General features: G+C 71.6%; 12 protein-coding genes. 6 read left to right on the top strand and 6 right to left on the bottom strand.

Going from position 1 to position 13,101, the window contains the following annotated elements:
* Positions 1-13 precede the first annotated feature (13 nt).
* The 3 genes from ACIRBY_RS06835 to ACIRBY_RS06825 all read left to right on the top strand — a co-directional run bounded on the left by ACIRBY_RS06835 (position 14) and on the right by ACIRBY_RS06825 (position 3,286).
* Positions 14-484, top strand: coding sequence for a hypothetical protein (locus ACIRBY_RS06835; RefSeq protein WP_403897128.1), 471 nt, complete (start codon positions 14-16; stop codon positions 482-484).
* Positions 485-575: 91 nt separating this feature from the next.
* Positions 576-1,544 carry a hypothetical protein gene (locus ACIRBY_RS06830; RefSeq protein WP_403897126.1) on the top strand — a complete coding sequence of 323 codons (969 nt, stop codon included), beginning with the start codon at positions 576-578 and terminating at the stop codon, positions 1,542-1,544.
* A gap of 11 nt (positions 1,545-1,555) precedes the next feature.
* Entirely contained in the window at positions 1,556-3,286 is a 1,731-nt protein-coding gene (locus tag ACIRBY_RS06825; RefSeq protein ID WP_403897123.1) for a M16 family metallopeptidase, read from the top strand.
* Positions 3,287-3,350: 64 nt separating this feature from the next.
* Here ACIRBY_RS06825 and ACIRBY_RS06820 read toward each other — a convergent pair whose 3' ends face one another.
* The 4 genes from ACIRBY_RS06820 to ACIRBY_RS06805 form a co-directional block, all read right to left on the bottom strand.
* Positions 3,351-4,475 (bottom strand): GuaB3 family IMP dehydrogenase-related protein, encoded by a 1,125-nt coding sequence (locus ACIRBY_RS06820; protein WP_366450400.1) that lies wholly within the window; start codon positions 4,473-4,475, stop codon positions 3,351-3,353.
* 166 nt (positions 4,476-4,641) lie between these two features.
* Positions 4,642-6,141 (bottom strand): IMP dehydrogenase, encoded by a 1,500-nt coding sequence (gene guaB / locus ACIRBY_RS06815; protein ID WP_403897119.1) that lies wholly within the window; start codon positions 6,139-6,141, stop codon positions 4,642-4,644.
* Positions 6,142-6,275: 134 nt separating this feature from the next.
* Positions 6,276-6,905: a sigma-70 family RNA polymerase sigma factor gene (locus tag ACIRBY_RS06810; RefSeq protein WP_403897116.1), complete on the bottom strand. Its 630-nt coding sequence runs from the start codon at positions 6,903-6,905 to the stop codon at positions 6,276-6,278.
* A 342-nt stretch (positions 6,906-7,247) separates the two neighbouring features.
* Positions 7,248-7,859, bottom strand: coding sequence for a response regulator transcription factor (locus ACIRBY_RS06805; RefSeq protein ID WP_003948568.1), 612 nt, complete (start codon positions 7,857-7,859; stop codon positions 7,248-7,250).
* A 379-nt stretch (positions 7,860-8,238) separates the two neighbouring features.
* Between ACIRBY_RS06805 and ACIRBY_RS06800 the strand changes: the two genes are divergently transcribed.
* Positions 8,239-8,565, top strand: coding sequence for a WhiB family transcriptional regulator (locus tag ACIRBY_RS06800; protein ID WP_366450402.1), 327 nt, complete (start codon positions 8,239-8,241; stop codon positions 8,563-8,565).
* A gap of 160 nt (positions 8,566-8,725) precedes the next feature.
* Here ACIRBY_RS06800 and ACIRBY_RS06795 read toward each other — a convergent pair whose 3' ends face one another.
* Positions 8,726-9,622: a LysR family transcriptional regulator gene (locus tag ACIRBY_RS06795; protein WP_042810577.1), complete on the bottom strand. Its 897-nt coding sequence runs from the start codon at positions 9,620-9,622 to the stop codon at positions 8,726-8,728.
* Between the two features lie 108 nt (positions 9,623-9,730).
* Here ACIRBY_RS06795 and ACIRBY_RS06790 point away from each other — a divergent pair, with 108 nt between their 5' ends.
* A complete protein-coding gene (locus ACIRBY_RS06790; RefSeq protein ID WP_403897113.1) occupies positions 9,731-10,504 on the top strand; it encodes an SDR family NAD(P)-dependent oxidoreductase in 774 nt (257 codons plus the stop codon).
* Positions 10,505-10,590: 86 nt separating this feature from the next.
* The gene (locus ACIRBY_RS06785; RefSeq protein ID WP_403897110.1) at positions 10,591-11,289 is read left to right on the top strand and encodes an ester cyclase; all 699 of its coding nucleotides are present in this window, start codon (positions 10,591-10,593) and stop codon (positions 11,287-11,289) included.
* Between the two features lie 110 nt (positions 11,290-11,399).
* Here ACIRBY_RS06785 and groL read toward each other — a convergent pair whose 3' ends face one another.
* Positions 11,400-13,028 (bottom strand): chaperonin GroEL, encoded by a 1,629-nt coding sequence (gene groL, locus ACIRBY_RS06780; RefSeq protein WP_366450406.1) that lies wholly within the window; start codon positions 13,026-13,028, stop codon positions 11,400-11,402.
* Positions 13,029-13,101: the final 73 nt, after the last annotated feature.

The raw sequence follows: 13,101 nt of genomic DNA, 5'->3' as shown, positions 1-13,101 counted from the left end.
GGGGGGGATTTCCATGAGCCAGAACTTCCAGCCGCCCGCGCCCTCGTCCTACACCCCGACCCCCGCCCCGGCGCCGGCCCGGAGCGGCAACGCGGTCCTGGGCGTCCTCGCCGCCGTCGTGGCCGGCCTCGTGGCCGCCGGTGTCTACGGAGCGATCGTCAAGGCCACCCACCACGAGATCGGCTACGCGGCGGTCGGCGTCGGGGCCCTGGTCGGTTTCGCCGCGGGCAAGGCCGGCGGGCGCAACGCCGTCCTGCCGGTCGTCGCCGCTCTGGTCTCGGTGGCCGCCGTACTCGCGGGCCAGCTGTTCGGCATCGCCCTGGACGGCGCCGAACAGCTCTCCGAGAGCGTCGTGGACGTGCTGACCAACCGCACCTCCGACGTGATCGAAAGCTGGAAGGAGAACCTGGACCCGCTGACGTTCCTCTTCCTCGCCATCGGCGGCTACGCGGCCTTCCAGGTCGGCCGCAAGACCGCCGCGTAACGACCGCAAGGCGCTGAGCAGGCATTTCGCCCCGAACCGGCGCCCCGGAACCCCTGTCGGAATCCGCGGCGCCGGCCCTATGATCCGCGGCGTGTCTGCTCTCACGCCGCCGCTCGGCCGGCCACTCACCGAACCCACTGAGCACTTCCGGGACCTGGCCGTCCTGCGCTCGGCAGTCCAGCTCCGCGACGCGAACGCCGTCGCCGCCGCCTTCGAGGCCCTCCCCGACGAGGACGACCGCGCCCTCGCCTCCTGGACCGTGGCGGAGACCCCCGACTGCGCGGACTTCCTCCGCGAGACCGCGGCGGGCCGCCCCGGCGACCCGCTCTTCCGCACCCTGTACGCCAACCACCTGATCCGGGCCGGCTGGAAGATCCGCAGCGGCGCGCGCGCCGAGCACGTGAGCCGGCAGCAGTTCGACTCCTTCCACGCGCACCTGCGGCGGGCGGAGGTCCTGCTGATCGACGTCTGCGCCGAGTACCCGGCGTACGCCCTCGCCTGGTACCTGCGCGTCACCACCGCGCGCGGGCTCGAACTGGGCCGGGGCGAGGCCCGGCGCCGCTACGAGCGCCTCGCCGAACACCACCCCCACCACTACTCCGGCCAGTCCCAGCTGCTCCAGCAGCTCTGCCCGAAGTGGAGCGGCAGCTGGGAGGAGGCCGAGGGCTTCGCCCGCGCCTGCGCCGAGGCCGCTCCCGAGGGCGGCCCTCAGGGAGCGCTGGTCGCCGTCGCCCAGCTGGAGCGGTACCTGGAGATCGCGGGGGATCAGGACACGCGCGCCGCCGAAACGTATCTGCGCGAGCCCGCCCAGCACACCGCGCTGCTGGAGGCCGCCGCCCGCTCCGTCCTGCACCCGGCCGCCCGCACCGACGCCTTCCAGTACGTCGGCGCCCACAACGCCTTCGCCGCCGCCCACAGCGCGGCGGGCCGCCACGCCGAAGCCGCCCCGCACTTCCGCACCCTCGGCGACCGCGCCACCGAGTTCCCCTGGGGCTACGTCGGCGCGGACCACTCGGCCACGTTCGCCCGCCACCGCAAGACCGCCCTGGCCAAGGGCTGAGGAAGACCACGATGACCACCGACACCCCGCCCGGGCACGTCACCGAAGACGGCATCACCCACACCACCGTCGCCGGTGTCCGCACCGTCCTGGCCCCCGGCTCCGGCCCCCTCACCGCAGGACTGCTCTTCCGGGTGGGCCGCGCCGACGAGACCCTCGCCACCAGCGGCGTCACCCACCTCGTCGAGCACCTCGCCCTGCACCACCACGGCCTGAGCGATCTCCACTACAACGGCGCCACCGCCGCCGCCTACACCCACTTCCTCGTCTCGGGCACGCCCGCCGAGGTCGTCGAGTACCTCAACGGCGTCTGCGCCGCCCTGCGCGACCTGCCCATGGACCGCCTGGAGACCGAGAAGGAGATCCTGCGCACCGAGGCCGCCGGCCGTGCGCAGGGTGCCGCCCACGGCCTGCCCCTGTGGCGCTACGGCTCCCGGAGCTACGGCCTCACCAGCTACGCCGAGACCGGCCTGCACCGGCTCACCGCCGACGACGTCCGCGACTGGGCCCGCACCCGCTTCACCGCCGAGAACGCGGTGCTGTGGCTCACCGGCGACACCGTCCCCGAGGGCCTCGACCTCACCCTGCCCTCCGGCTCCTGGCACCCCGCACCGCAGCCCACCTCCGCTCTGCCGAGCACACCCGCCTACTTCCAGGGCCCCGACGGCATCGCCGTACTCACCTCGGTCATCCCCCGCTCGACCGCGGGAAGCCTGTTCGCCGAGGTGCTCGGCAAGGAGCTCTTCCGCGAACTGCGCCAGAAGGGCGGCTACTCCTACACCGCGGCCGCCGACTACTGCCCGCGCGACACCGACTGGGCCACCGTCACCGCGTACGCCGACGCCCTGCCGCAGAAGCAGGACGCGATGATCGGCGCGTTCGTGGACGTACTCGCCAAACTCCGCGCCGGCCGCATCGAGCAGGCCGACCTGGCCGCCGTACGGACCTCCGCGCTCGGTCGGTTCGACCATCCGGAGCCGGCCGCGGCCTGGCTCCCCTCGGAGGCGATGAACCTGCTGCTGCGCCACCGCTCCCTCAGCTGCGCCGAGTCCCGCGCGGAGATCGAGGCGGTCACCGTCGCCGACCTCCAGCGGATCGCGCGCGAGGTGTGGGCGAACGCGCTGATGCAGGTCCCCGGGCGGGGCGTGGACTGGGCCGGGCTCACGGAAGCCCCCACCAGGTCGTCGGACCTGGTCACCGGACGGCGCTACACCGCGGTGGAGGACCGGCGAACCACCCTGCTGGTGGCGCGCGACGGACTCAGCCTGGTCCGCCCGGACGGCCACCTGACCATCCGGTACGCCGAGTGCTCCCTGATGCAGGCCCTCCCGGACGGCGCCCGCCACCTCGTCGGCCACGACGGCTTCAGCATCACCGTCGAGCCGACCCTGTTCGGGATCACGGCGGCCGAGCTGGCCCCCCTGGACGCCGGCGTCCCGCCCGCCGCGGTGGTCCGCATGCCGCCGCGCGACCCCGCCCGCATCCCGCAGCCCCGCCCGGTCCGGCCGGCGCCCGACGCGCCGCAGCCGCCCAAGGGCTGGTTCACCGTCGTCCTCTGGGTGCTGGGCATCCCGGCCCTGCTGTTCGGCGGCCTCTCGTCCGTGACCACGCTGGCACTGCTCAGCAACGGCACGGAAGACCCCGACGACTGGCTGGTCCTGGTCGCCCTGTGGGTGTTCTCGTCCTTCTTCCTCGTCCCCTGGGGGATCTGTCTGCGCCGCCGCAAGCAGGGCAAGGGCTGAGGAACGCCGGAGGGCCGGCACCCCGAGCGGGGTGCCGGCCCTCCGGCGTGCGTGCGTGACGGGGTCAGCGGCGGTGCTGGGAGTCCGCGACCGTGACCTCGACGCGCTGGAACTCCTTGAGCTCGCTGTAGCCGGTCGTGGCCATCGAGCGGCGCAGGGCGCCGAAGAGGTTCATCGAGCCGTCCGGCGTGTGCGACGGGCCGGTCAGGATCTCCTCGGTCGTGCCGACCGTGCCGAGGTTGACCTTCTTGCCGCGCGGCACGTCCTCGTGGACGGCCTCCATGCCCCAGTGGTGGCCCTTGCCGGGCGCGTCGGTGGCGCGGGCCAGCGGGGAGCCCATCATCACGGCGTCGGCACCGCAGGCGATGGCCTTGGGCAGGTCGCCGGACCAGCCCACGCCGCCGTCGGCGATGACGTGCACGTAGCGGCCGCCGGACTCGTCCATGTAGTCGCGGCGCGCCGCGGCCACGTCCGCGACGGCCGTGGCCATCGGAACCTGGATGCCGAGGACGTTGCGCGTGGTGTGCGCGGCGCCGCCGCCGAAGCCGACGAGGACGCCCGCGGCGCCGGTGCGCATCAGGTGCAGGGCCGCCGTGTAGGTGGCGCAGCCGCCGACGATGACCGGGACGTCGAGCTCGTAGATGAACTGCTTGAGGTTCAGCGGCTCGGCGGCGCCCGACACGTGCTCGGCGGAGACGGTGGTGCCGCGGATGACGAAGATGTCGACGCCCGCGTCCACGACGGCCTTGGAGAACTGCGCCGTGCGCTGCGGGGAGAGCGCGGCGGCGGTGACGACGCCCGAGTCGCGCACCTCCTTGATCCGCCGGCCGATGAGGTCGGCCTGGATCGGCGCGGCGTAGATCTCCTGGAGGCGGCGGGTGGCGGCCTCCTCGTCCAGCTCCGCGATCTCGTCGAGCAGCGGCTGCGGGTCCTCGTAGCGGGTCCACAGGCCCTCGAGGTTCAGCACGCCCAGGCCGCCGAGCTCGCCGATGCGGATGGCGGTCTGCGGGGAGACCACGGAGTCCATGGGGGCGGCCAGGAAGGGGAGCTCGAAGCGGTACGCGTCGATCTGCCAGGCGATCGAGACCTCCTTCGGGTCCCGCGTACGCCGGCTCGGGACGATGGCGATGTCGTCGAAGGCGTACGCCCGGCGGCCGCGCTTGCCGCGCCCGATCTCGATCTCAGTCACGTGTGGTGGCCTTTCCTCTGGGTCTGCCCGTCCAGTATCCCCGAACCCCGGGGACCCGCGTTCCGATGACCGCCGTACGGACGCGTCCGCGGACGCCAGCGGACGCCCGCGGACGCGCCGGAGGGGCGGGCCCGGGCGGGCCCGCCCCTCCGGGCGGTCATCCTGATCAGCCCTTGCGGCTGTAGTTCGGCGCTTCCACCGTCATCTGGATGTCGTGCGGGTGGCTCTCCTTGAGGCCCGCCGAGGTGATCCGGACGAACCGGCCGCGGTCCTGGAGCTCCGGCACCGTACGGCCGCCGACGTAGAACATCGACTGGCGCAGGCCGCCGACGAGCTGGTGGACCACCGCGGAGAGCGGGCCGCGGTACGGGACCTGGCCCTCGATGCCCTCGGGGATCAGCTTGTCGTCACCGCCGACGCCCTCCTGGAAGTAGCGGTCCTTGGAGAACGACTTGCGGTCGCCGCGGGACTGCATCGCGCCGAGCGAGCCCATGCCGCGGTACGACTTGAACTGCTTGCCGTTGATGAAGAGCAGCTCGCCGGGGGACTCCTCGCAGCCCGCGAGCAGCGAGCCGAGCATCACCGTGTCGGCACCCGCGACCAGGGCCTTGGCGATGTCGCCGGAGTACTGGAGGCCGCCGTCGCCGATGACGGGGACACCCGCGGCCTTGGCGGCCAGCGAGGCCTCGTAGATGGCGGTGACCTGCGGGACGCCGATGCCGGCGACGACGCGGGTGGTGCAGATGGAGCCGGGGCCGACGCCGACCTTGATGCCGTCGACGCCCGAGTCGATCAGCGCCTGGGCGCCGTCGCGGGTGGCGACGTTGCCGCCGATGACGTCGACGGAGGCGTTCGACTTGATCTTGGCCACCATGTCGCCGACCAGGCGGGAGTGGCCGTGGGCGGTGTCGACGACGATGAAGTCGGCGCCCGCCTCGATCAGGGCCTGGGCGCGCTCGTACGCGTCGCCGGCGACGCCGACGGCGGCGCCGACCAGCAGGCGGCCGTCCTTGTCCTTGGCGGCGTTCGGGTACTTCTCGGCCTTGACGAAGTCCTTGACCGTGATGAGGCCCTTGAGGACGCCCGCCTCGTCGACCAGCGGAAGCTTCTCGATCTTGTGGCGGCGCAGCAGCTCCATGGCGTCCACGCCGGAGATGCCGACCTTGCCCGTGACCAGCGGCATCGGGGTCATGACCTCGCGCACCTGGCGGCTGCGGTCCGACTCGAAGGCCATGTCGCGGTTGGTGACGATGCCCAGCAGCTTGCCGGCGGGGTCCGTGACCGGGACGCCGGAGATGCGGAACTTGGCGCAGAGCTCGTCGGCCTCGCGCAGCGTCGCGTCCGGGTGCACCGTGATCGGGTCGGTGACCATGCCGGACTCGGAGCGCTTGACCAGGTCGACCTGGTTGGCCTGGTCGGCGATGGAGAGGTTGCGGTGCAGGACGCCGACGCCGCCCTGGCGGGCCATCGCGATGGCCATGCGGGACTCGGTGACCTTGTCCATGGCCGCGGACAGCAGCGGCACGTTCACCCGGACGTTGCGCGAGATGAGGGAGGAAGTGTCGATCTCGTCGGGAGCCATGTCCGACGCGCCCGGCAGCAGCAGCACGTCGTCATAGGTCAGTCCGAGCGCGGCGAATTTGTCGGGTACTCCGTCGGCGGTCATGACACCTTCCCAAATGGTCTTGCTCAGCGCGGATGTCCATGCTAACGGGATCCCGACGCGTCTCATTCCACGACCAAGGTCAAGCACAAGATTCGTGGTTTCCTACGAGGCGCCCTCCGGGTGGGATCGCCTGCTCACTGCTCGGCGAGCGCCCGCAGCCGGCTCAGCGCGCGGTGCTGCGCGACCCGCACCGCGCCCGGGGACATGCCGAGCATCTGGCCGGTCTCCTCGGCGGTCAGCCCGACGGCCACCCGCAGCACGAGCAGCTCGCGCTGGTTCTCGGGCAGGTTGGCCAGCAGCTTCTTGGCCCAGGCGGCATCGCTGCTGAGCAGCGCCCGCTCCTCCGGACCGAGGGAGTCGTCCGGCCGCTCCGGCATCTCGTCGGACGGCACGGCGGTGCTCCCCGGGTGCCGCATGGCGGCCCGCTGGAGGTCGGCGACCTTGTGCGCGGCGATGGCGAAGACGAACGCCTCGAAGGGGCGCCCGGTGTCCCGGTAGCGCGGCAGCGCCATCAGGACGGCGACGCACACCTCCTGCGCGAGGTCCTCGACGAAGTGACGGGCGTCACCCGGGAGCCGCGACAGCCGGGTGCGGCAGTAGCGGAGGGCGAGGGGGTGCACGAAGGCCAGCAGGTCGTGCGTGGCCTGTTCGTCACCGTCGACCGCACGGCGCACGAGCGCGCCGACGGCCCCGGCGTTGCCGCCTTTGGCGGCGCCGGTGGGGCCTGTGGCCGGGGATGACCCCAGGGCCTCGTCGTCGCGCATCGATCCATGGTGCCTTGGCGCCGGAGCGTTCGCGGCATCGCGGTCCGTGTTGTGCATCGAAGCGTTATGAGCGGGTGCGCCGGAGCTCATCTTCTGCGCCCTCCCCTCCGCTCGGCCCGAATCGTCGTCCCCGAGGACTCGACCTCTCCAAGAATGCGGCACACCATCAAGGATGCGGCATCGCGCCCGAAGCGACACGTCCCCCGGATTGTGCCCCGTCAATCCCCGACGGGACACCGGTCGGGACGGGACTTTTCGCTCGCCGCCGCCGACCGGGGCCTGCCGCCCCGCCCGCCATCGGCGGACGGGACCGCTCCGGTCAGCCGGACGCCGCTGACCCGGTCAGCGGACGAGGCCCCAGCGGAAGCCGAGCGCCACGGCGTGCGCCCGGTCCGAGGCGCCGAGCTTCTTGAACAGCCTGCGGGCGTGGGTCTTGACCGTGTCCTCGGAGAGGAAGAGCTCGCGCCCGATCTCCGCGTTGGACCGGCCGTGGCTCATGCCCTCCAGCACCTGGATCTCGCGCGCGGTGAGGGTGGGCGCCGCGCCCATCTCCGCCGAGCGCAGCCGGCGCGGGGCCAGCCGCCAGGTCGGGTCGGCGAGGGCCTGGGTGACCGTGGCCCGCAGTTCGGCGCGCGAGGCGTCCTTGTGCAGGTAGCCGCGGGCGCCGGCGGCGACCGCGAGGGCCACGCCGTCCAGGTCCTCGGCGACCGTCAGCATGATGATGCGGGCGCCCGGGTCGGCCGACAGCAGCCGGCGGACGGTCTCGACACCGCCGAGGCCGGGCATCCGTACGTCCATCAGAATCAGGTCGGACCGGTCGGCACCCCAGCGGCGGAGGACTTCCTCGCCGTTGGCGGCCGTCGTCACACGCTCGACGCCGGGCACGGTGGCAACCGCGCGACGGAGCGCCTCTCGGGCAAGCGGGGAGTCGTCGCAGACGAGGACGGAAGTCATGACCGCCCTCCGCAGCTGCTGATGCGCGTCACCTTGAGCCTCCAGGCTGGTACGTATCGTCACCTGTGCGGTCGACGTCCTCGGACACCTGTCCGGGAACTTCTCGTTTCAACCGCACTCGCTCTCTCAACGATGGTCACTCGAAAGAGTTACGGGTCGGACGGACACCTTCGGCACTCTACGTGAGGAAGCGATCACGACGCTGGAGCCACCCTCCGCGCGTCCTCCATCTGGAGCTATGCCCTATTTGGCGGCTTTCCTTCCGTTTGCCATGTGTCTGAGGCTAGATTCCCAATGAGTCATATTTACATCTACTACGACAGTAGGTGTGGAGACATGGACCCTATCCGCCTCAGTACCGGCACCAAGAGGACTACCCATGGCAGATTTCTCCCGCCTCCCCGGACCGAACGCCGACCTCTGGGACTGGCAGCTGCTCGCGGCCTGCCGCGGAGTCGACAGCTCCCTGTTCTTCCATCCGGAAGGCGAGCGGGGCGCGGCCAGGAGTGCGCGCGAGGCCTCGGCTAAAGAGGTCTGCATGCGCTGCCCGGTGCGCTCGGAATGCGCCGCGCACGCACTCGCCGTCCGCGAGCCCTACGGGGTGTGGGGCGGCCTCACCGAGGACGAGCGCGAGGAGCTGATGGGCCGCGCGCGACACCGCCTGATCCCCGCCTCCAGCACGATCGGCCCCAGCGCGCCGAACTGACCGCACGCCGCACGGCGTACGGAAGGGCGCCCGGAGAAACGTACGAAGGAACGTTTCCCCGCCACCCCGTCGCACCGACCCCGACCCCCTCGAACCCTTCCGGATCCGCCCGCGCACCGGGCGTGTCGCACCGACGCGCACCCGCGGGGCGCGCGGCCGGTCAGCGGGCGGCGGCCCGCACCAGCTCCCCCAGGGTCGCCGCCACCGCCGGGACGCGCGCCAGGTCGGGCAGCGTCAGCGCCACGACCTCCCGCTCCACCGCCGGCTCCACGGCCAGGGTGCTCACGCCCTTCGCCCGTACGGACTCCACCGCCAGCTCCGGCAGCACCGCCACGCCCAGCCCGGCGCCGACCAGGCCGACCACGGCCGGGTAGTCGTCGGTGGCGAAGTCGATGCGCGGGGTGAATCCCGCGCCCTCGCACACCTCCACCAGGTGGCGGCGGCAGCGCGGACAGCCCGCGATCCAGGGCTCGTCGGCCAGCTCCGCCATGCCCACCCGGCCGGCGCCGGCCAGCGGGTGCGCCTCGGGCACCAGCCCGACGAGCCGGTCGGTGAGCAGCGGGGTGACCACGAGGTCCTCCCACTCGGCCACGGCCGAGGCCCCGGCGTAGCGGAAGGCCAGCGCGAGGTCGCAGTCCCCCTCGCGCAGCATCTCCACCGAACGCGGCGGCTCCGCCTCCACCAGGGAGATGCGGGTGCCCGGGTGCTCGGCGCGCATCGCCGCGAGCGCGGTCGGCACCAGCGTGGAGCTGCCGCTGGGGAAGGAGACGAGCCGTACCCGCCCCGCGCGCAGCCCGGCGATGGCCGCGACCTCCTCCTCGGCTGCGGTCAGCCCGGCCAGGATCCCGGCGGCGTGCCGCACGAGGGCCTCCCCCGCCTGGGTCAGCCGCATCTCGCGGCCCGTGCGGACCAGCAGCGGGGTGCCGGCCGACTGTTCCAGGGCCTTCATCTGCTGGGAGACGGCGGGCTGGGTGCACCCGAGTTCACGGGCGGCGGCGGAAAAGGAACCGGTCCCGGCGACAGCGCGCAGGATCCGCAGGTGGCGTGCCTCAATCACCCTTCGAGCATAAGCCCGCCTTTCGCCACGGCCGACATGTCCAGCCGGGCCTTTGGGAAGGGGCGCGCAGGGGGTACGGGAGTCGGCGCGGGCGGCTATTTTGCGCACATGACGACTGCGTTGATCACTGGATCCACGGCGGGCATCGGCGCCGCCTTCGCCCGGCGGCTCGCCGCCCAGGGCCACAACCTCGTACTGGTGGCCCGGGACACGAAGCGGCTGGCCGAGCAGGCCACCGAGCTGCACGACCGGCACGGCATCGAGGCCGAGGTACTGGCCGCCGACCTCTCCACGGACGAGGGCATCGCGGCGGTCGAGGCCCGCCTCGGGGACCGTACGCACCCGGTGGACCTGCTGGTCAACAACGCCGGCTTCGGCAACAAGGGCCGCTACCTGGAGGTCTCCATGGCCGACGAGCTGGCCATGCTCAAGGTGCACATCGAGGCGGTGCTGCGGCTGACCTCGGCGGCGACGGAGTCGATGCGCTCGCGCGGCCGCGGCGGGGTCGTCAACGTCGCCTCGGTCGCCGCCTTCGTCCCGCGCGGCACCTATGGCGCGAGCAAGGCCTGGGTCGTCCAGTTCACCCAGGGCGCGGCCCGGGACCTGGCCGGGTCCGGGGTGCGGATGATGGCACTGTGCCCGGGCTTCGTGCGGACCGAGTTCCACCAGCGGGCCGGCATGGGCACCGACAACATCCCGGGCTGGCTGTGGCTCGACGCCGACAAGCTGGTGGCCGCCGCGCTGGCCGACCTGGCGCGCGGGAAGACGGTGTCGATCCCGGACCCGCGGTACAAGGCGCTGATGGGCGTGGTGAAGCTGACGCCGCGCGGGCTGCTCGGCGGCGTGTCCTCCCGGACGGGGCGCAAGTACGGGCCGCAGTGACCCCTGCCTGACCGGCCGGTAAGCGCGGCAAAAGGGTGAAATCTCCCTAAAATGGACGTGTCTCATCCACTGCGGGAGGCGACGCGATGACGTTCGTACAGGTGATCGACTACGAAACCAGGCGGTTCGACGAGATGAACGCGCTCATCGACCGCTACGCGGAACAGACCAGCGGGAGGCGCACGGTCACGCACACGATGATCGGCAGGGACCGCGAGGCCCAGAACCACTACGTGGACCTCGTCGAATTCCCCTCCTACGAGGAGGCGATGAAGAACTCCCACCTCCCCGAGACCGACCGGATGTTCCAGGAGATGGTCGCCCTCTGTGAGGGAATGCCGAAGTTCATGAACCTCGACGTGGTGCGCGACGAGTACCTCAACAAGCTCGTCGTGAACCGGATGTTCGAGGAGTGCATCCTCAAGGGCGACTTCGCCGCCCTGGAGGAGTGCCTGGCCATGGACTACACCGACCACGACATCATGGAGGGCGAGGGCCAGAGCAACGGCCGCGACGGCATGCAGCAGACCATCAGCATGTGGAGGGAAGCCTTCGACTTCTCCTTCGACCAGACCCGCCAGATCGCCGAAGGCGACTGCGTCACGACGCTCTGGAACTGGAAGGGCACCCAGAAGGGCGCGTTCATGGGCGTCGCCCCCACGGGCAAGGAAGTGACGATGTCGGGGTGTACGACCTTCCGCCTCGACAACGGCCGGATCGCCGAGGGCTGGTGGTACTACGACGCACCCGGCCTGATGCGCCAGATGGGCATGATGCCCGAGTAGGCCGGCACGCCCGAGGCCGGTACGCACGAGGCCGGCACGCAAGAGGCCCTGGTCACCCCCGCGTTGCAGCGGTGACCAGGGCCTTCTCGGCTAGCGCTCAGGCATCAGCCTCAGTGGCTGTGACCGTGGCCGTGGCCGTGACCGGCCTCGGCCTCCTCCTCCGCCGGCTTCTCGACGACCAGGGTCTCGGTCGTGAGCAGCAGGGAGGCGATGGAAGCGGCGTTCTCCAGCGCGGAGCGGGTGACCTTGACCGGGTCGATGACGCCGGCCTTGACCAGGTCGCCGTACTCGCCGGAGGCGGCGTTGAAGCCGTTGCCCTTCTCCAGCTCCGCCACCTTCGAGGTGATGACGTAGCCCTCGAGGCCGGCGTTCTCGGCGATCCAGCGCAGCGGCTCGACGGCGGCGCGGCGGACGACCGCCACACCCGTGCCCTCGTCGCCGGTCAGGCCGAGGTTGCCCTCGAGCACCTTGACGGCGTGGACGAGCGCGGAGCCACCACCGGAGACGATGCCCTCCTCGACCGCGGCGCGGGTCGCGGAGATGGCGTCCTCGAGACGGTGCTTCTTCTCCTTGAGCTCCACCTCGGTGGCGGCGCCGACCTTGATGACGCAGACGCCGCCGGCGAGCTTCGCCAGGCGCTCCTGCAGCTTCTCGCGGTCCCAGTCGGAGTCCGTGGACTCGATCTCGGCCTTGATCTGGTTGACGCGGCCCGCGACGTCAGCGGCGTTGCCGCCACCGTCGACGATGGTCGTGTCGTCCTTGGAGATGGTCACGCGGCGCGCGGAACCGAGGACGTCCAGACCGGCCTGGTCGAGCTTGAGGCCGACCTCCTCGGCGATGACGGTGGCACCGGTGAGGGTGGCCATGTCCTGGAGCATCGCCTTGCGGCGGTCGCCGAAGCCCGGGGCCTTGACGGCGACCGCGTTGAAGGTGCCGCGGATCTTGTTGACGACGAGGGTGGAGAGCGCCTCGCCCTCGACGTCCTCGGCGATGATCAGCAGCGGCTTGGAGCCACCCGCCTGGATGACCTTCTCCAGAAGCGGCAGGAGGTCCTGGATGGAGGAGATCTTGCCCTGGTTGATCAGGATGTACGGGTCGTCGAGGACGGCCTCCATACGCTCCTGGTCGGTGACCATGTACGGCGAGAGGTAGCCCTTGTCGAAGGCCATGCCCTCGGTGAACTCCAGCTCCAGGCCGAAGGCGTTGGACTCCTCGACGGTGATGACACCGTCCTTGCCGACCTTGTCCATCGCCTCGGCGATGAGCTCGCCGACCTGCGAGTCCTGCGCGGAGAGCGCGGCCACGGCGGCGATGTCGGACTTGTCCTCGATCGGGCGGGCGGTCGCGAGGAGCTCCTCGGACACGGCCTTGACCGCGGCGTCGATGCCCTTCTTCAGGGCGGCCGGGGAGGCGCCGGCGGCGACGTTGCGCAGACCCTCGCGGACGAGCGCCTGGGCGAGCACGGTGGCGGTGGTGGTGCCGTCACCCGCGATGTCGTTGGTCTTGGTCGCCACCTCCTTCACGAGCTGGGCGCCGAGGTTCTCGTACGGGTCGTCCAGCTCGACCTCGCGGGCGATGGTGACACCGTCGTTGGTGATGGTGGGGGCGCCGAACTTCTTGTCGATGACGACGTTGCGGCCCTTGGGGCCGATCGTCACCTTGACCGTGTCGGCAAGCTTGTTGACGCCGCGCTCGAGGGCGCGACGGGCGTCCTCGTCGAACTTCAGGATCTTCGCCATGGGAGCGGTTCAGCCCTCTCGAAAACTCGGGTTTAACGAACCGCGCCCCTCGCCGCCCGGCAATCAGCGGGGT

It is taken from the genome of Streptomyces sp. NPDC096136 (genome assembly GCF_044763325.1).
Taxonomy (GTDB): domain Bacteria; phylum Actinomycetota; class Actinomycetes; order Streptomycetales; family Streptomycetaceae; genus Streptomyces.
Note: the sequence above shows the minus strand (reverse complement) of the source record. Positions and strands in the feature narration are given on the sequence as shown.

What these genes read in the sequence shown, in the direction of transcription:
- ACIRBY_RS06835 (WP_403897128.1), top strand. Translation starts at nt 14, where the DNA reads ATGAGCCAGAACTTCCAGCCGCCCGCGCCCTCGTCCTACACCCCGACC.
- ACIRBY_RS06825 (WP_403897123.1), top strand. Translation starts at nt 1,556, where the DNA reads ATGACCACCGACACCCCGCCCGGGCACGTCACCGAAGACGGCATCACC.
- ACIRBY_RS06785 (WP_403897110.1), top strand. Translation starts at nt 10,591, where the DNA reads ATGACGTTCGTACAGGTGATCGACTACGAAACCAGGCGGTTCGACGAG.
- guaB (WP_403897119.1), bottom strand. Translation starts at nt 6,141, where the DNA reads ATGACCGCCGACGGAGTACCCGACAAATTCGCCGCGCTCGGACTGACC.
- groL (WP_366450406.1), bottom strand. Translation starts at nt 13,028, where the DNA reads ATGGCGAAGATCCTGAAGTTCGACGAGGACGCCCGTCGCGCCCTCGAG.
- ACIRBY_RS06800 (WP_366450402.1), top strand. Translation starts at nt 8,239, where the DNA reads ATGGCAGATTTCTCCCGCCTCCCCGGACCGAACGCCGACCTCTGGGAC.
- ACIRBY_RS06790 (WP_403897113.1), top strand. Translation starts at nt 9,731, where the DNA reads ATGACGACTGCGTTGATCACTGGATCCACGGCGGGCATCGGCGCCGCC.
- ACIRBY_RS06805 (WP_003948568.1), bottom strand. Translation starts at nt 7,859, where the DNA reads ATGACTTCCGTCCTCGTCTGCGACGACTCCCCGCTTGCCCGAGAGGCG.
- ACIRBY_RS06810 (WP_403897116.1), bottom strand. Translation starts at nt 6,905, where the DNA reads ATGCGCGACGACGAGGCCCTGGGGTCATCCCCGGCCACAGGCCCCACC.